This is a genomic window from Staphylococcus sp. HMSC069E10, from assembly GCF_001809205.1.
GTDB classification, from domain to species: Bacteria; Bacillota; Bacilli; order Staphylococcales; family Staphylococcaceae; genus Staphylococcus; species Staphylococcus hominis.
Map to the genome: position 1 here is coordinate 106,019 of NZ_KV796489.1, position 19,124 is coordinate 125,142.

The following is a 19,124-nucleotide window of genomic DNA, read 5'->3' on the forward strand; positions in this document are numbered from 1 at the left end:
TGATTTCAGTTAATTTTTATTTTACCTTATGTATCAGAATAAATAAAGCAGTTTATATGTAGTAAAAGTAGGAGGAAATTGAATAAAAAAAGAAAAACCTAACACATTTATTACAATAATGTAAAAATGCATTAGGCTTGAATATTAGACTTCAACTGAGTCTGGTAATGGAGTAAGAGGATGATCTTTATCGATATAATCGTAGAACATAATACCATTTAAATGATCAATTTCATGTTGAAATACAATTGCTGGATAACCTTTTAAACGTAATTTAACTTCATTACCATCAATATCATAAGCTTTAATTGTTGTTCTATAATGACGATGAACTAAACCAGGTATATTTTCATCTACACTTAAACAACCCTCACCAGTAGGTAAATAAGCGTGTTGAACACTATGACTAATTACTTTAGGATTGACCAACATATAGTCGTAAGATTTACCTTCCCCATCGTCAGGTAAATACACAGCTATCATTTTTTTTGAAATATTAATTTGTGGTGCAGCTAAACCTACTCCAGAGCGTAGACCATATTTTTTAGCAATTTCATCATCTTGACTATTAATTAAAAATTCACGCATATCACGCAAAGTATTTTTGTCTTCTTCAGAAAGAGGTAAATTCACGTCTTTTGCTTTTTCGCGTAACGTAGGATGTCCATCTCTAATAATATCTTTCATTGTTAACATGTTATACACCTTCCTTATATAATATAAAATATAACAGATAATATACATTTACGTACATTATATAGTTTCATTTGATTTATAAACTATCTTTATATAATATTACAATCGAAACACTATGAGGAGGAATGACATTAATGAAATTACGTAAAACCATAGTTGTTGCAGCTGCCTCTACACTTTTATTAGCTGGTTGTACAACTGATAAAAAAGAGGTAAAAGCTTATGACGATAATGTTCAAAAAGCATTTGATAAAGAACAATCTATAAATGAGGTTAGTAAAAAACTAAATTCACTTGAAGAAAAGAAACAAGGTTTGTATAAAAAAGCAAATAGTAATGACAGTAATACACGTAGTAAAGCAGCTGACGATGTACTTGATAATATTGATAAACGAAAAAAAACCTTTGATAAGGAAGTTTCAATTTTAAAAAATTCCGAAAAGCAATTTAAAAAAGGCGATTCTCATATTAACGATATTAAAAATGATAATAAAAGAAAAGAAGTTAAACAACTTGATGATGCTATAAAAAACAAATATAAAACACATGACGACTATGCTAAGGCTTATAAAAATGTATTAAGTAAAGAAAAAGATTTATTTGAATTAGTCAAACAAGATGGAGTAACGCAATCTCAAGTAGACGAAAAAAACAATGCGCTTAATAAAGCTCAAGAAAACTTTAAGAAAAAATTCCAGGCTTATGCTAAGGCAATGAATACAGTTAATAAAGAAAAACAAGACGTCGATCATTTAATCTCTTAACATCACTAATACAGTGTTAATTGTTACATTGATACAGTTTCTCAGACTGTATCTTTTTTTAGTAATACAGAACTTTATGAAAATGTTTAACAGTCTAAAATAATTGTGGTACACTATGAGTGGATAAAATGAATTTCTATTATATGGGAAAGGTATGGTGAATTGAATGGCTCCTAAGTTACAAGCCCAATTCGATGCAGTAAAAGTATTAAATGATACTCAGTCGAAATTTGAAATGGTTCAAATTTTGGACGTAGATGGTAATGTCGTAAATGAAGACTTAGTACCTGATTTAACTGATGAACAATTAGTAGAATTAATGGAAAGAATGGTGTGGACACGTATTCTTGACCAACGTTCTATTTCTTTAAATAGACAAGGTCGTTTAGGTTTCTATGCTCCAACAGCAGGACAAGAAGCATCTCAATTAGCTTCTCAATATGCTTTAGAAAAAGAAGACTTCATTTTACCTGGTTACCGTGATGTACCACAACTTATTTGGCACGGTTTACCGTTAACTGATGCTTTCTTATTCTCAAGAGGTCACTTTAAAGGTAACCAATTCCCTGAAGGCGTAAACGCATTCAGTCCACAAATCATTATCGGTGCACAATATATCCAAACAGCTGGTGTGGCATTCGGTATTAAAAAACGTGGTAAAAAAGCAGTTGCTATCACTTACACTGGTGATGGTGGTTCTTCACAAGGTGATTTCTACGAAGGTATTAACTTTGCTTCTGCTTATAAAGCACCAGCAATCTTTGTTATCCAAAACAATAACTATGCTATTTCTACTCCACGTAGTAAACAAACAGCTGCTACTACATTAGCTCAAAAAGCAATTGCAGTAGGTATCCCTGGTATCCAAGTTGATGGTATGGATGCATTAGCTGTATATCAAGCTACTAAAGAAGCTCGTGATCGCGCAATTAATGGTGAAGGTCCAACATTAATCGAAACTATGACTTATCGTTATGGTCCACATACAATGGCTGGAGATGATCCAACTCGTTACAGAACTTCAGATGAAGATGCAGAGTGGGAGAAAAAAGACCCGTTAGTTCGTTTCAGAAAATTCTTAGAAAATAAAGGATTATGGAGCGAAGAGAAAGAAAACGAAGTTATTGAACGTGCTAAAGACGACATCAAGAAAGCAATTAAAGAGGCTGACAATACTCCAAAACAAACTGTTCTTGATTTAATGGATATCATGTATGAAGATATGCCTCAAAATTTAGCTGAACAATATGAAATTTACAAAGAGAAGGAGTCGAAATAAGCCATGGCACAAATGACAATGGTTCAAGCGATTAACAATGCGCTTAAAACTGAATTGCAAAATGACGAAAACGTTTTAATTTTCGGTGAAGACGTTGGTGTTAACGGCGGTGTATTCCGTGTTACTGAAGGTTTACAAAAAGAATTCGGTGAAGACCGTGTATTCGACACACCATTAGCTGAATCTGGTATTGGTGGTTTAGCTCTTGGTTTAACTGTAGAAGGTTTCCGTCCTGTAATGGAAATTCAATTCTTAGGATTCGTATTTGAAGTGTTTGACGAAGTTGCTGGTCAAATCGCTCGTACGCGTTTCCGTTCAGGTGGTTCTAAAACTGCTCCTGTAACAATTCGTACACCATTTGGTGGTGGGGTACACACTCCAGAATTACACGCAGATAACTTAGAAGGTATTTTAGCTCAATCACCAGGTATTAAAGTAGTTATTCCATCTGGTCCTTATGATGCTAAAGGTTTATTACTTTCATCAATTAGATCAAACGATCCAGTTGTATATTTAGAGCACATGAAATTATATCGTTCATTCCGTGAAGAAGTTCCTGAAGAAGAATATACAATTGAAATTGGTAAAGCAAATGTCAAAAAAGAAGGTAATGACATTACATTAATTGCATACGGTGCAATGGTACAAGAATCTGAAAAAGCTGCAGAAGAACTTGAAAAAGAAGGTTACTCTGTAGAAGTTATCGATTTACGTACAGTTCAACCAATCGATATTGATACATTAGTTGCATCAGTTGAAAAAACTGGTCGTGCAGTAGTTGTTCAAGAAGCTCAACGTCAAGCTGGTGTTGGTGCTACTGTAGCAGCTGAATTAGCTGAACGTGCTATTCTTTCATTAGAAGCTCCAATTGCACGTGTTGCTGCTGCTGATACTGTATATCCATTTACTCAAGCTGAAAACGTTTGGTTACCAAATAAAAATGATATTATTGAACAAGCTAAAGCTACTTTAGAATTCTAATAGTATATACAAAACAGTAAGCTATATATGAATCTATATATTTAAAATAAGTATTTTCTATTTATTTTATGTATATATAATTAGTATATATAATTAATTGTAAACTAGAGACGTAGGACAAAATGATAAAGTGTTAACAGACACGACATATTATTCTGTCCTTCCTCTATGTTATAAATTTATTTAAATAATAAATATTTAAATCTTAGGAGGATAAGAACGTGGCATTTGAATTTAGACTACCCGACATTGGTGAAGGTATCCACGAAGGTGAAATCGTTAAGTGGTTTGTTTCAGCCGGAGATACAATTGAAGAGGATGACGTATTAGCAGAGGTTCAAAATGATAAATCTGTAGTAGAAATCCCATCTCCTGTAAGCGGTACAATTGAAGAAGTAGTAGTTGAAGAAGGCACTGTAGCAGTTGTAGGTGATGTCATTGTTAAAATTGACGCACCAGATGCAGAAGAAATGCAATTTAAAGGTCATGATGATGACGATGCTTCATCTAAAGAAGAAGAACCTGCAAAAGAAGAAGCTAAAACTGAAGAAACTCCAGCAGCTTCAACATCACAAGATGAAAAAGTAGACGAAAATAGACGAATTAAAGCAATGCCATCTGTACGTAAATATGCACGTGAAAAAGGCGTGAACATTAAAGCAGTTTCTGGTTCAGGTAAAAATGGACGTATTACTAAAGAAGACATCGATAACCACTTAAATGGTGGCGGTGCTCAAGCAGCAACAGCTTCAAATGAAAGTGCAGCTGCTTCAACATCAGAAGATACTTCTGCAGTTCAAACTCAATCAGTACCTGAAGGAGACTTCCCTGAAACTACAGAAAAAATCCCTGCTATGCGTAAAGCAATTGCTAAAGCAATGGTTAACTCAAAACACACTGCTCCACACGTAACATTAATGGATGAAATTGATGTTCAAGACTTATGGGATCACCGTAAAAAATTCAAAGAAGTTGCAGCTGAACAAGGTATTAAATTAACATTCTTACCATATGTTGTTAAAGCGCTTGTTTCTGCACTTAAAAAATACCCAGCACTGAATACGTCATTTAATGAAGAAGCTGGTGAAATTGTACACAAACATTACTGGAATATCGGTATCGCTGCAGATACTGAAAGAGGTTTATTAGTACCTGTAGTTAAAAATGCAGATCGTAAATCTATTTTCCAAATCTCAGATGAAATCAATGAATTAGCTGTTAAAGCTCGTGATGGTAAATTAACATCTCAAGAAATGAGCGGTGCTACATGTACAATTAGTAACATCGGTTCAGCTGGTGGACAATGGTTCACTCCAGTTATCAATCACCCAGAAGTAGCTATTTTAGGTATTGGACGTATTGCTCAAAAACCTATTGTTAAAGATGGTGAAATTGTAGCAGCTCCAGTATTAGCATTATCATTAAGCTTTGACCACAGACAAATTGATGGTGCAACTGGTCAAAATGCTATGAATCATATCAAACGCTTATTAAATAATCCAGAATTATTATTAATGGAGGGGTAAAACATGGTAGTTGGAGATTTCCCAATTGAAACAGATACTATTGTAATCGGAGCAGGTCCTGGTGGATATGTTGCTGCAATTCGTGCAGCTCAATTAGGACAAAAAGTTACTATTGTTGAAAAAGGTGACTTAGGTGGTGTGTGCTTAAACGTTGGATGTATTCCATCAAAAGCGTTATTACATGCTTCTCATCGTTTCGTAGAAGCTCAACATTCTGAAAATTTAGGGATTATTGCTGAAAGCGTATCACTTAAATTTGATAAAGTTCAAGAATTTAAACAATCAGTTGTTAATAAATTAACTGGCGGTGTTGAAGGTTTATTAAAAGGTAATAAAGTTGACATCGTTCGTGGTGAAGCTTATTTCGTAGATGAAAATAGTTTACGTGTTATGGATGAGAAAAGTGCTCAAACGTATAACTTCAAAAATGCTATTATTGCAACTGGTTCAAGACCAATTGAAATTCCTAATTTTGAATTTGGTAAACGCGTTATCGATTCAACAGGCGCTTTAAACTTACAAGAAGTTCCTGGTAAATTAGTAGTTGTCGGTGGCGGTTATATTGGTTCAGAACTTGGTACTGCCTTTGCTAACTTCGGTTCTGAAGTTACAATTTTAGAAGGTGCTAAAGAAATTCTTGGCGGTTTCGAAAAACAAATGGTTCAACCTGTTAAAAAAGGTATGAAAGAAAAAGGCGTTGAAATTATCACTGAAGCTATGGCTAAAAACGCTGAAGAAACTGAAAACGGTGTTAAAGTTACTTACGAAGCTAAAGGTGAAGAAAAAACAATTGAAGCTGATTATGTATTAGTAACTGTAGGTCGTCGTCCAAATACAGACGAATTAGGCTTAGAAGAATTAGGTCTTAAATTTGCTGATCGTGGATTATTAGAAGTAGACAAACAAAGTCGTACTTCTATTAAAAACATCTACGCAATTGGTGATATCGTACCTGGTTTACCACTTGCACACAAAGCAAGTTATGAAGGTAAAGTAGCTGCAGAAGTAATTTCAGGTCAAGCATCAGAAGTTGATTATATTGGTATGCCTGCTGTATGCTTCACTGAACCAGAATTAGCTCAAGTTGGTTATACTGAAGCTCAAGCTAAAGAAGAAGGTTTAGATTTCAAAGCATCTAAATTCCCTTATGCTGCTAACGGACGTGCATTATCATTAGATGATACAACTGGTTTTGTTAAATTAATTACATTAAAAGAAGATGACACAGTTATTGGTGCTCAAGTAGCAGGTAATGGTGCTTCTGATATTATTTCTGAATTAGGTTTAGCAATCGAAGCAGGTATGAATGCTGAAGATATCGCATTAACTGTTCATGCTCACCCAACATTAGGTGAAATGACTATGGAAGTTGCTGAAAAAGCTATTGGATTACCAATCCATACTATGTAATTTCCTTTTGAAATAATTGTGAATTAAATCGACGTATTTAATTGAAATAATTGAAATAACCATTTACGGTGGGACTATGATTTTTATAAGGAATCTAGTTCCACCTTTTTTTATAGAAATAAGTTTATATTTTGGAGGGTAACTATGGAATATCAATATCCACTCGATTTAGATTGGTCTAATGATGAAATGGTTGAAGTTATTAAATTTTTTAATCAAATCGAAAACTATTATGAAAAGTCTATAATAGGTACTGAGTTAATGGAACAATATAAAAAATTTAAACAAATTGTGCCAAGTAAAGCTGAAGAAAAACAAATTTTTAAAGAATTTGAAGAAAAAAGTGGCTATAATAGCTATAAAGTAATCCAAGAAGTTAAAAAGCATCCTGATCGAGAAAATTTTAGTAAACATTAAGATTGCTAATTCAATCTCAATTTTTTAATATACCTATTGAATTTAAAGCTGTATTTTGTTATTTTTATTAAGCATTAAACAAAATGTTTGATAATAGTAAACAATATACAGCTTTTTTAGGTGGTTAGTTATGCAGATTGGATATAAATTAAAAAATTTAAGACGTCAAAAAAATCTTACTCAAGAAGAGTTAGCGGAACGAACTGATTTATCAAAAGGATATATTTCACAAATTGAAAGTGAATATGCGTCTCCAAGTATGGAAACATTTTTAAATATATTAGAAGTATTAGGTACTACACCAAGTGATTTTTTTAAAGAAAAAGCGAAAGAGAAAGTATTATATAAAAAAAGTGAACGAACTATTTATGATGAATATGACAGAGGATATATTTTAAATTGGGTTGTACCTAGTTCAAATGAATATGAAATGGAACCTCTTATATTAACAATTAAGCCTGGATCATCGTACAAATCTTTTGAACCTTCTGAATCTGATACCTTTATTTATTGTTTAGAGGGATGTGTAATACTTACGTTAGGTAAGGAGCGCTATCAAGCTTATGAGGGAGATGTACTTTATTTTAGAGCAAATGAATTACATCAATTACATAATCATTCAGAAAATGAAGTTAAAATTCTAATTGTAGCAACAGCATCATATTTGTAAAGGAGGAAATGGATTGGAATCACTATTATCTTTTAAAAAAGTTACTAAGAAATTTAATGATACAACAATATTAAATAATATGAACTTAGATATTGAATCGGGATATTTTTATACGTTACTTGGTCCCTCAGGTTGTGGTAAAACTACGATTTTAAAGCTTATTGCAGGATTTGAACAACCTAATGAAGGTCAAATTATTTATAAAAATCAGTCTATCGAAAAATTACCTGCAAATAAACGTAAAGTAAATACAGTATTTCAAGATTATGCTTTATTTCCTCATTTAAATGTATATGAGAATATTGCTTTTGGTTTAAGACTAAAAAAGTTTTCTAAACAAGAGATTGATAAGGAAGTTAAAGAAGCATTAAAACTTGTTAAGCTCACAGGTTATGAACAACGTCATATTGATGAAATGAGTGGGGGACAAAAACAAAGAGTCGCTATTGCCAGAGCTATTGTAAATAAACCTGAAATTTTATTATTAGATGAATCTCTTTCGGCACTAGATTTAAAATTACGTACTGAAATGCAATATGAACTGCGTGAGTTACAAAAAAGATTAGGCATCACTTTTATTTTTGTTACTCATGATCAAGAAGAAGCATTGGCACTTAGTGATTATATTTTTGTGATGAAAGATGGTGAAATACAACAATTTGGTACACCAACAGATATTTATGATGAACCAGTGAATCGATTCGTGGCTGATTTTATTGGAGAATCTAATATTGTTGATGGCACAATGGTTAAAGATTTTGTAGTGAATATATATGGTCAGGATTTTGAATGTGTTGATGCTCGGATTCCATCTGGGAAAAAAATTGAAGTAGTGATTCGTCCAGAGGATATTTCTTTAGTTGAATCGACACAAGGTTTATTCACTGCAACTGTCGATTCAATGCTTTTTAGAGGTGTACATTACGAAATTTGTTGTATTGATGAGAAAGGGTATGAATGGGTTATTCAATCTACTAAAAAGACAACGATAGGAAGTCAGGTAGGTTTGTTTTTTGAACCTGAAGCTATTCATATTATGGTTCCTGGAGAAACTGAAGAAGAATTTGATAAACGTATTGAAAGTTATGAGGATATTGAACATGCGTAATTTAAATAAATTTCTCATCATTCCATATTTATTATGGATGATTATTTTTATTATTATTCCTGTGCTATTACTTGTATATTTTTCATTTATCGATATAAATGGTCACTTTAGTTTTACAAATTATCGACAAGTTTTTTCAATGAAATATTTAAAAATGATGTGGGATTCTATTTTTTATGCGACACTTATAACAATCATTACACTAATTATAAGTTATCCTGCAGCCTATTTTATTAGATCTTCAAAATTCCAAAATATTTGGTTACTTATATTAATCATACCCACATGGATTAATTTATTGTTAAAAACGTATGCTTTTATTGGAATTTTAAGTCACGAAGGTATGATTAATAAAATGTTAGGTATAATGCATATTGATCCCCTAAATTTGTTGTTTACATCAGGTGCGTTTTTACTTGTTGCAAGTTATATTTATATACCATTTATGATTTTGCCTATTTTTAATAGCATGAAATCAATTCCTAATAATTTATTACAAGCTTCAAGTGATTTAGGTGCAAATACATTTACTACTTTTCGTAAAATCATACTTCCTTTGACTAAAGAAGGTATAATGACAGGTGTTCAAGTCACATTTATACCAGCACTATCATTATTTATGATTACTAGACTGATAGCTGGAAATAAAGTGATTAATATTGGTACATCTATTGAGGAACAATTTTTAGTTATTCAAAACTACGGAATGGGTTCGACAATAGCTATCTTTTTAATTGTATTTATGGCCTTTATCTTAATTATTACTAAATCTAAAGAAACAAATGGAAGAGGGTGAATTAAATGAAATGGTACGGAAAACTTTATATAGGAATATTACTTGTTGTATTATATCTTCCTATTTTTTTCTTAATGTTTTATTCGTTTAATTCAGCTGGAAATATGGTACATTTTGAACATTTTACATTAGAACATTATCAAACTTTATTTCAAGATGATCATTTAATGTCTGTAATATTCAATACAATAGCAGTTGCATTGCTATCCGCAGCAGTATCTACTATTATAGGAACATTTGGAGCAATATCAATTTATTATTTGCGAAATAAGAAGTTTAAATTGACATTACTTACATTAAATAATGTACTAATGATTTCATCTGATGTTGTCATAGGTGCCTCATTTTTAATTATGTTCACAACTTTAGGTCATATATTTGGATTAGGATTAGGATTTGGAACAGTATTAGCATCGCATATTGCATTCTGTATACCTATAGTAGTCATTCTTGTGCTACCACAGCTATATGAAATGAATCATAATATGTTAAATGCAGCTCGTGATTTAGGCGCTACAGAATCTCAAGTACTCGGACGTATACTTTTACCAAACTTAATGCCTGCTATTATTGGTGGCTTTTTTATGGCACTTACCTATTCCCTAGATGATTTTACTGTAAGTTTTTTTGTGACAGGTAATGGATTTAGTGTCTTATCAGTAGAGGTGTATGCCATGGCTCGAAAAGGTATCAGTATGGAAATAAATGCTATTTCAACAATCTTATTTTTAGCTATTGTGCTAGGTATTATTGGATACTATGCACTTCAAAATACATTAAAACGTAGAAGTGCTAAAAGAGGTGCAATAGAATGAAACAATTTTTTCAGTTAATTATCGGTGCCATTGTAGTAGGATTGATATGTTTAGGAATAAGTCATTGGTTTAATTCTCAAGATAATACAAAAACTGGTAAAAAAGTCTATGTATATAATTGGGGAGAATACATTGATCCTGATTTAATAAAGAAATTTGAAAAAGAGACAGGTATGCAAGTTGTTTATGAAACGTTTGATTCGAATGAAGCCATGGAAGCAAAAATTAAAAATGGTGGTACACATTATGATGTTGCATTTCCAAGTGAATATACGGTTCAAAAATTAAAAAGAGAACATTTATTAGAACCTTTAGATCATCAGAAAATACCCAATATTAAAAATTTGGATTCTGATTATATGAATATGGCTTATGATCCACATAATACCTATTCACTACCCTATTTTTTTGGAACGGTAGGTATTCTATACAATAAAAAAGCGTATCCTAATGAACAATTTGATAGTTGGAGCGATTTATATCAGTCTAAATACAAAAATGACATATTACTTGTTGACGGGGCTAGAGAAATTATAGGGTTAGCTTTAAATAAATTGGGTTATAGTTTAAATGATTCCAATCCTGTTCATATTAAGCAAGCAGAACAAGACTTACAATCTCTTACACCTCAAGTTAGAGGGGTAGTAGGCGATGAAATTACTATGATGCTTCAACAAAATGAAGGCCATATTGCTGTAGTATGGAGTGGTGTAGCAGCACCACTTGTTCAAGAGGGAGATACTTATGATTATGTGGTTCCTAAAGAAGGTTCGAATGTATGGTTTGATAACATGGTTATTCCTAAAACTGCTCAAAATAAAGAAGGCGCATATCAATTTATTAACTTTTTATTAGATGCTAAAAATAATAAACAAAATACAGAATGGGTTGGGTATGCTACTCCGAATAAGGCGGCTAGAAATTTATTACCTAATAACATAAAAAATGATCACCGTTTTTATCCAACTCAAAAAGAACAAAAACGATTAGAAGTTTATAAAGATTTAGGGGAGAAAACATTAGGAGAATATAACGAAAGTTTCTTGAATTTTAAAATGTCGTTAAAATAAGTGATAATTAGTAGTTATTTTCCTATAAATTAGATATAATAATTTGACAAGTCAATTAAGGAGTTGTAATAAATGTCAGGAGAACGATACACACAAATCAAACGACCTGTGAGCCGTTTAACTGAGAAACTTTTAGGTTGGATTAGTTGGATTTTCTTATTAATATTAACGGTTATTACAATGTTTATTGCACTCGTATCATTCAGTAATGATACATCAATTCAAAATCTTGAAAATTCCATGAATAATAATCAATTAATACAACAAATACTAGTTAACAATAGTCTAAATACGACTCAATTTGTTATATGGTTACAAAATGGAATTTGGGCAATTATCGTGTACTTTATCATTTGTTTATTAATTTCATTTTTAGCTTTAATTTCTATGAATATTAGAATTTTATCTGGAATATTATTTTTAATTGCTTCCATTATTACTTTGCCTTTAGTGTTATTATTTATTACATTAATTATTCCAATCTTCTTCTTCATTACAGCGATTATGATGTTTGCAAGAAGAAGTAAATTAGAAACTGTTCCAGCATATGGTTCTACTTACGATTATCCCCCTTATTATAATCAAAGAGATGATTATGATGATAGATATTATTATGAAGAAGAACCTACTCAATATAATGATGAAGAAGAGTACATAGAACCACCTCGTAAGACTAAAAAATCAGAACGTCGTACTCGTCGTAAACCTTCAAGTTATTATAATGAAAGAGAACATGATTATGAGGATTATAATCATATTAATCAAAATAATAATGAGCAAGATTTTAATGATGATATTGAGGAAGATAAATATAATCAATATCCTAAACGTGCTGTAACAAGTGAATATCAACAATCTTCAAATGATGATGATACTTCTGGCGTGCTTTCAAGACAAAGAAAGTATAAATATAAATCAAAAAATAGTATGCCGAATGAAGTTAATGATGATGAAAATAATGTAGAAACAGACTCATATATTGATAAGAAAGAACAAAAAGCACAACGTAAAAGAGAAAAAGCGGAATTACGTGCTAAGAAAAAAGAAAAACGTAAAGCTTATAATCAACGTATGAAAGAAAAAAGAAAGAATCAGCCAAGTGCTGTTAATCAACGTCGAATGAATTATGAAGAACGTAAGCAAATTTTAAATAAAGAAGAAAACAAAGAGAAACACTCAGTTGATCAAGAATAATTGAAGGTTATTAGTTTTACGTATAGCTCCCAAGCAATTTGAATTAAATTGCTTGGGAGTTTATTTATCGTCAATAAAAATAAAATTGGATAAGTATGTAATAATAGAAAGATATAAATTAAAATAAAATGCATACATAATTGAAATGATATAATCGCAATAATCAGTTCTATTGGAGTATTTGTAAAACCTACATTAATATTAAAAATTAAATCTATACTATTCATATTATGACATTGATATGAAAGTTTAATATAGTGTGGTTTGCAATGATATTATGGAAGTTATAATGAATTAAAAGAATACAGAGAAAAACTATTGTTAAGATATCATGTTCAATACCTTAACAATAGTTTTATTTTATGCAAAAAATTCTTTAAATGTTTCGATAATTAAATAAACATTAAGTAGGCTTAGAATAATAATTAAACTCCAAGAACAAAAGTTAATCCAGTTTTTATTATAAAAAGGGCCCATTAATTTTTTGTTGCTTGTTGCAAGTTGTAAAGGAATGAGTGAAAACGGTAAAGCGATACTTAAAAATACTTGAGAAAGTACTAAAAGTTGTTCCATTTTATTTTCATTACCTTTAAATACAATTAAACAAATTATAACAGGAATGACAGCTAAACCTCTAGTTATTAATCGTCTTAACCAATTTGGAATTGATAATCTTAAAAATCCTTCCATAACAATTTGACCTGAGAGTGTTCCAGTGATTGTAGAATTTTGTCCAGATGCAAGTAGTGCAATAGCGAATAATGTACTCATGATACTGCCAAGTACTGACCCTAGAAGCGGCTGAGTTTTAAGGGCATGATATAAATCATAAAATCCTCCTAATTTATCAGCATTAACACCATAAAATAGTGCAGCACCTAATATAAGTAACAAGCAATTTACTATAAAAGCGATGCTTAATTGTATATTAGAATCAATTGTTGCATATTTAATTGCTTGTGCCTTATCGTTCTCATTAGTTCTATCATATTTACGTGATTGTACAATCGAAGAATGTAAATAGAGATTGTGAGGCATAATTGTAGCACCAATAATCCCTAAAGCAATATACAGTACACTATGATTTGTAACGATATCCTTATGAGGAATAAACCCGTTAAGAATATTAATCACTTTAGGTGATGAAATAAATACTTCGAATAAGAAAATAATTAGAACAGTAAAAATTAATGTTCCGACAATCGCTTCGATTTTTCTGAAGCCAAATTTCATAATAAAGAGTAAAAGAAAAACATCTAAAACAGTTATAAGTGCACCTATAATTAAAGGAATATTAAACAATAAGTCTAGAGCTATTGCACTTCCGATAATTTCAGCAATATCTGTAGCGATAATAGCTAGTTCTGCTATTATCCAAAATATAATTGCTAACGGGCGATTTAAATAATGACGTGTCATTTGTGCTAAATCCATCTCTGTAGCAATACCTAATCTAACTGTCATGCTTTGCAAAAGCATTGCAGCTAAACTAGAAATTAAAATAATAAAAAGAAGAATATAGCCAAATTGTGCTCCGCCTTGCATAGATGTAATCCAGTTACCTGGATCCATATATCCCACCGCTACTAATAATCCTGGACCTAAAAAAGCTAAAAATTTTTGGCTTGCACTTTTATTACTATTAAAGTCTACTGTATTATTAATTTCGTCTAAGCTACGTTGTTTTTTATTACTCATATAATTCATTCATACACTCCTAAAATCTTTTTAATTATATTAACCTAAATATATTTTTAGGTCAACCTAAAAATGTTGTAAAAAAGAATATTACTGAATTTAGATGGATCTTCAAGACAGTGAGTGATTACCAATAAAATAAAAAACACCTGAGACTTCTAGTAAAGTCCCAGGCCGAAGAATAGTATTTATTCATATAATTTTAAGAATTCATCAAATGTTTCTTTAATAAAAGCTAAAAATGTTTCATCTGATTTTAATCGTTCATCACTAGGGGCTAAAGTACGTGCTATAAAAAATTCTCCTTTTTTCACATTTTTAACACGATCAATAGCTTGATGTAAATCAGTATCACTTAAATCTTTGATATATTGTTTATCTTTTTTCATGTGATTTAAACTAATTTGATAATCATTTGGAAGTTGTTTTAATGCATTAAAATGTTTGTCAAAAACTTTAACACGTTCTTCTTTATTTTTTCCTTCATGCATTATTCCATACATGATAAATAATTGATCCCTAAAAAGGCCAATTTGGAAGTGGGGTAACATTTTATAACCACGTTTATTAGGTGCAAAAGCGACCCAGGTATCTATAGGAGGATTAACACTTCTACGCGCATGTTTAGCAACATGTGCATAAAATGTTTCTCCAGTTTGAGAAGTGAAATACTCACTAAAATAATCGCCTAACTGATGTAATTGAGGTCTAATATATTTATTTAAAGCTTCCATTCGTTCATCTAAACCCTCAACGTCAAATGCTTTAAAATCTTTAGGTGTAAATGTGTATTGTGTCATTGATCTTCCTCCTATTTTAATAGTATGTTGAGTTTATTGTAGCATATATTTCAAAGTGATAATGATAGAATAGTAATATACAATATAGATAGTTAATTTAAACTAATAAGGTAGAGTCAGTACCTAGATGTTAGTCATTTAATTTTTAGGATTTTACCCCTCGTGGTTAGGAGAGTGTCATGAGATTAATAAAAGTAAAAGAAAAAAGACTATAATACAATACTAAAAATTTGGGAGAAATCTGTAGTAAAAACACATGATTTTTTTAAAGAAGAAGATAGAATGCAATTAAAAAATGACCTTCTAACTTATTTAAAATATGTAGATGCATATCTATGATTTTATGATAAAGAAGTTATTGGTTTTTCGGGAATTAATGATGAAAATTTGGAAATGTTGTTTATAGATCCTAAACATTTTAATAAAGGTTACGGTACAATCATACTTCAGTCACTGATTCAAGAAGATAAAATCCAATATGTAGATGTTAATAAAGATAACCAACATGCATTGAAATTTTATATTAAAAATGGTTTTAAAGCATATAGTGAATCTCAAAAAGACAATCAAGGTAGAGATTACCCGATTTTACATTTAAAATTAGCTTAATGATCTTTTATTTATTTATCTTCCATAATTATAAGATGAATGTACATATTTATTCATATATTTTAAATGTTTTCAGTCTTTTATATCATGGATTTGATAGGTTGCTTTTATTGGCGACCTATTTTTATGCTTATAAACTATTCATAAGAGTTTAATATATAGTGATGAAGGTATAAAATGATGTATAACAATTATAAAATTGATTTGATGTATAATAGTAAGCAACAGGAGATGATAGTATGTCGCTATATGATTTTGCTAAAGGCTTAGTTTTAGAAGCAGGAAATAAAGTTAGAATAATGATGAAGGAAGAATTAAATATTGAAACAAAATCAAATCCGAATGACTTAGTTACAAATGTTGATAAAGCTACTGAAAATTATATATATGATGCGATTACCCATAGTTATCCAGAACATCGTGTTATTGGGGAAGAAGGACATGGTCATGATTTAACTCATGTTGAAGGGGTCGTATGGGTAGTGGATCCAATTGATGGCACATTAAACTTTGTACATCAAAAAGAAAATTTTGCTATCTCAATTGGTATCTATCGAAATGGTAAACCATACGCTGGCTTTGTATATGATGTAATGAAAGATGTTTTATATCATGCCAAGGTAGGTGAGGGTGCATTTGAAAATAAACATCCATTATCTACGATTGAATCTACCACCCTAAAGAAAAGCTTAATTGGTATCAACCCAAATTGGGTAACCAAACCTAAAATGGGTCCTATATTTCAAGATATAGTAAATGATGCAAGAAGCTGTAGAGCATATGGTAGTGCAGCTTTAGAAATTATAAGTGTAGCTAAAGGACAATTGGCTGCTTATATCACACCTAGATTACAGCCTTGGGACTTCGCTGGTGGTCTTATTGTATTAAATGAAGTTGGAGGCGTAGCTAGTAACTTATTAGGTGAACCATTAAATATTTCAAGTGCGAATTCAGTATTAGTAGGAAATTCAAATATTCATAAAGAAATATTAGAAATTTATCTAGCACCTAATACGGCTACTTTAATAGATTTACATCAACGCTTTAAAAAATAAAAAATCTTATTTCAATAAAAAAAGCTTGAGGCAAAAATATCTCAAGCTTTATATATCTTAATGGTTGATTATAGCCAATTGTTTTCACGATACTTTTTCTTAAGCGTAAATCCGGCGCCAAACGTTGCAATGAAAAGAATAAATGTTAAAATCATCATTGGAATACTTCCGGCACCCACGCTGAAACTAAAGAGCACTAAAAATATAACTGCTACAATAGAAAGTATCCAGAATATACCTTTAGATTTTGGTTTTTCCATCCCCATCCCCACCTTTTAGTTATCTTTTGTTAATATTATGATATAATAAAAAAGTTGCAATTAAAAGTGGGAATTTACTCAAGAAAGGATATTATAAAATGACTAATAGAAGAGAAGATGTTCGTAATATTGCAATTATTGCTCACGTCGACCATGGTAAAACAACACTAGTTGACGAATTGCTTAAACAATCTGGAATCTTCAGAGAAAATGAGCATGTTGATGAAAGAGCAATGGACTCTAATGACTTAGAAAGAGAACGTGGTATTACAATTCTTGCTAAAAATACTGCGATAAATTATAAAGGTACAAGAATTAACATCTTAGATACACCAGGGCATGCTGACTTTGGTGGTGAAGTTGAACGTATCATGAAAATGGTAGATGGTGTTGTACTTGTTGTAGATGCCTACGAAGGTACGATGCCACAAACACGTTTCGTACTAAAAAAAGCATTAGAACAAAATTTAAAACCTGTTGTAGTAGTTAATAAAATTGATAAACCTTCTGCTAGACCAGAAGCGGTAGTAGATGAAGTATTAGATTTATTTATTGAACTTGAAGCAAATGATGAACAACTTGATTTCCCAGTTGTTTATGCATCAGCTGTAAATGGAACAGCGAGTCTTGATCCTGAAAAACAAGATGAAAACATGCAGTCTTTATATGAAACAATTCTTGATTACGTGCCTGCTCCAATTGATAACAGTGATGAACCACTACAATTCCAAGTAGCATTATTAGACTATAATGATTACGTTGGTCGTATTGGTATTGGTCGTGTATTTAGAGGTAAAATGCGTGTCGGCGATAATGTATCGCTTATTAAATTAGATGGTACAGTGAAAAACTTCCGTGTAACAAAAATCTTTGGTTTCTTTGGTTTAAAACGTGAAGAAATTGAAGAAGCACAAGCGGGAGATTTAATTGCTGTATCAGGAATGGAAGATATCAACGTAGGTGAAACAGTTACACCACATGATCATCAAGAAGCGTTACCAGTATTGCGTATTGATGAACCTACACTTGAAATGACATTCAAAGTAAATAATTCACCATTTGCTGGTCGTGAAGGTGATTTTGTAACTGCTCGTCAAATCCAAGAACGGTTAGATCAACAACTTGAAACAGATGTATCTTTAAAAGTTACACCAACAGATTCTCCAGATACGTGGATTGTAGCTGGCCGTGGAGAGTTGCACTTATCTATTTTAATTGAGAATATGAGACGTGAAGGGTTTGAACTTCAAGTTTCTAAACCTCAAGTTATTTTACGTGAAATTGATGGTGTATTAAGTGAACCATTTGAACGTGTTCAATGTGAAGTTCCATCTGAAAATGCTGGAGCAGTGATTGAATCACTTGGTGCGCGTAAAGGTGAAATGTTAGACATGTTAACAACTGATAATGGATTAACACGTTTAATCTTTATGGTACCTGCACGTGGTATGATTGGATATACAACTGAATTTATGTCTATGACACGTGGTTATGGCATTATTAATCATACATTTGAAGAATTTAGACCTCGTGTTAAAGCACAAATTGGTGGCCGTCGTAATGGTGCATTAATTTCAATGGATCAAGGACAAGCAACAGCCTATGCCATCATTGGTCTAGAGGACCGAGGTGTAAACTTCATGGAACCAGGTACTGAAGTTTATGAAGGTATGATTGTAGGAGAACATAACCGTGAAAACGACTTAACAGTTAATATTACTAAAGCTAAACATCAAACTAACGTACGTTCAGCAACAAAAGATCAAACTCAAACAATGAATCGTCCAAGAATTTTAACGTTAGAAGAAGCATTAGAATATATTAATGATGATGAATTGGTTGAAGTAACGCCTCAAAGTATCCGTTTAAGAAAGAAAATTTTAAATAAAGCTGCACGTGAAAAAGAAGCGAAACGTGTAAAACAAATGATGCAAGATCAATAAAACTAATAAAAAGACGCAACATCAAATTTGATG

At 31.3% G+C, this 19,124-nt stretch carries 18 protein-coding genes and 1 pseudogene; 15 read left to right on the forward strand and 4 right to left on the reverse strand.

Features of this window, described 5'->3' with window-relative positions; all coding sequences use genetic code 11:
- Positions 1-144: 144 nt before the first annotated feature.
- Entirely contained in the window at positions 145-696 is a 552-nt protein-coding gene (gene def, locus HMPREF2561_RS07535) for a peptide deformylase (protein ID WP_002448106.1), read from the reverse strand.
- Positions 697-830: 134 nt separating this feature from the next.
- On the opposite strand from def, the gene HMPREF2561_RS07540 reads away from it, so the two are divergent.
- The 12 genes from HMPREF2561_RS07540 to auxB all read left to right on the forward strand — a co-directional run bounded on the left by HMPREF2561_RS07540 (position 831) and on the right by auxB (position 12,726).
- Positions 831-1,460 carry a YkyA family protein gene (locus HMPREF2561_RS07540; RefSeq protein WP_049416174.1) on the forward strand — a complete coding sequence of 210 codons (630 nt, stop codon included), beginning with the start codon at positions 831-833 and terminating at the stop codon, positions 1,458-1,460.
- A gap of 166 nt (positions 1,461-1,626) precedes the next feature.
- On the forward strand, positions 1,627-2,739 hold the full coding sequence (pdhA, locus tag HMPREF2561_RS07545) for a pyruvate dehydrogenase (acetyl-transferring) E1 component subunit alpha (protein ID WP_002448048.1): 1,113 nt from the start codon (positions 1,627-1,629) through the stop codon (positions 2,737-2,739).
- Positions 2,740-2,742: 3 nt separating this feature from the next.
- Positions 2,743-3,720, forward strand: coding sequence for an alpha-ketoacid dehydrogenase subunit beta (locus tag HMPREF2561_RS07550; RefSeq protein ID WP_002448131.1), 978 nt, complete (start codon positions 2,743-2,745; stop codon positions 3,718-3,720).
- A gap of 221 nt (positions 3,721-3,941) precedes the next feature.
- On the forward strand, positions 3,942-5,246 hold the full coding sequence (locus HMPREF2561_RS07555) for a dihydrolipoamide acetyltransferase family protein (RefSeq protein WP_002488351.1): 1,305 nt from the start codon (positions 3,942-3,944) through the stop codon (positions 5,244-5,246).
- A 3-nt stretch (positions 5,247-5,249) separates the two neighbouring features.
- Positions 5,250-6,656 carry a dihydrolipoyl dehydrogenase gene (lpdA, locus tag HMPREF2561_RS07560; protein WP_002455496.1) on the forward strand — a complete coding sequence of 469 codons (1,407 nt, stop codon included), beginning with the start codon at positions 5,250-5,252 and terminating at the stop codon, positions 6,654-6,656.
- Positions 6,657-6,800: 144 nt separating this feature from the next.
- On the forward strand, positions 6,801-7,073 hold the full coding sequence (locus tag HMPREF2561_RS07565; protein ID WP_048762325.1) for a UPF0223 family protein: 273 nt from the start codon (positions 6,801-6,803) through the stop codon (positions 7,071-7,073).
- A 130-nt stretch (positions 7,074-7,203) separates the two neighbouring features.
- Entirely contained in the window at positions 7,204-7,743 is a 540-nt protein-coding gene (locus HMPREF2561_RS07570) for a helix-turn-helix domain-containing protein (protein WP_017175747.1), read from the forward strand.
- Positions 7,744-7,756: 13 nt separating this feature from the next.
- Positions 7,757-8,851, forward strand: coding sequence for an ABC transporter ATP-binding protein (locus HMPREF2561_RS07575; RefSeq protein ID WP_017175746.1), 1,095 nt, complete (start codon positions 7,757-7,759; stop codon positions 8,849-8,851).
- Positions 8,844-9,647: an ABC transporter permease gene (locus tag HMPREF2561_RS07580; RefSeq protein WP_017175745.1), complete on the forward strand. Its 804-nt coding sequence runs from the start codon at positions 8,844-8,846 to the stop codon at positions 9,645-9,647. Before HMPREF2561_RS07575 ends, HMPREF2561_RS07580 begins: the two co-directional genes overlap by 8 nt.
- 5 nt (positions 9,648-9,652) lie before the next feature.
- Entirely contained in the window at positions 9,653-10,462 is an 810-nt protein-coding gene (locus tag HMPREF2561_RS07585; RefSeq protein WP_049416180.1) for an ABC transporter permease, read from the forward strand.
- A complete protein-coding gene (locus tag HMPREF2561_RS07590; protein ID WP_049382525.1) occupies positions 10,459-11,532 on the forward strand; it encodes an ABC transporter substrate-binding protein in 1,074 nt (357 codons plus the stop codon). Before HMPREF2561_RS07585 ends, HMPREF2561_RS07590 begins: the two co-directional genes overlap by 4 nt.
- A gap of 72 nt (positions 11,533-11,604) precedes the next feature.
- A complete protein-coding gene (gene auxB, locus HMPREF2561_RS07595; RefSeq protein WP_017175742.1) occupies positions 11,605-12,726 on the forward strand; it encodes a lipoteichoic acid stability factor AuxB in 1,122 nt (373 codons plus the stop codon).
- A 360-nt stretch (positions 12,727-13,086) separates the two neighbouring features.
- Here the strand turns inward: auxB and HMPREF2561_RS07600 are convergent, their stop codons facing one another.
- Positions 13,087-14,433, reverse strand: a complete 1,347-nt coding sequence (locus HMPREF2561_RS07600) for an Nramp family divalent metal transporter (protein WP_017175741.1) — start codon at positions 14,431-14,433, stop codon at positions 13,087-13,089.
- A 179-nt stretch (positions 14,434-14,612) separates the two neighbouring features.
- A complete protein-coding gene (locus HMPREF2561_RS07605; protein WP_002448079.1) occupies positions 14,613-15,224 on the reverse strand; it encodes a YktB family protein in 612 nt (203 codons plus the stop codon).
- Between the two features lie 354 nt (positions 15,225-15,578).
- Between HMPREF2561_RS07605 and HMPREF2561_RS07610 the strand changes: the two are divergent.
- Positions 15,579-15,833: pseudogene (locus tag HMPREF2561_RS07610) on the forward strand (GNAT family N-acetyltransferase); the annotation flags it as partial.
- Between the two features lie 239 nt (positions 15,834-16,072).
- Entirely contained in the window at positions 16,073-16,888 is an 816-nt protein-coding gene (locus tag HMPREF2561_RS07615) for an inositol monophosphatase family protein (RefSeq protein WP_002448077.1), read from the forward strand.
- Between the two features lie 68 nt (positions 16,889-16,956).
- On the opposite strand, the gene HMPREF2561_RS07620 is transcribed toward HMPREF2561_RS07615, so the two are convergent.
- Positions 16,957-17,148 carry a DUF5325 family protein gene (locus tag HMPREF2561_RS07620; RefSeq protein ID WP_002448174.1) on the reverse strand — a complete coding sequence of 64 codons (192 nt, stop codon included), beginning with the start codon at positions 17,146-17,148 and terminating at the stop codon, positions 16,957-16,959.
- A gap of 98 nt (positions 17,149-17,246) precedes the next feature.
- Between HMPREF2561_RS07620 and typA the strand changes: the two genes are divergently transcribed.
- Positions 17,247-19,091, forward strand: coding sequence for a translational GTPase TypA (gene typA / locus HMPREF2561_RS07625; RefSeq protein ID WP_017175739.1), 1,845 nt, complete (start codon positions 17,247-17,249; stop codon positions 19,089-19,091).
- The last annotated feature ends 33 nt before the right edge of the window (positions 19,092-19,124 follow it).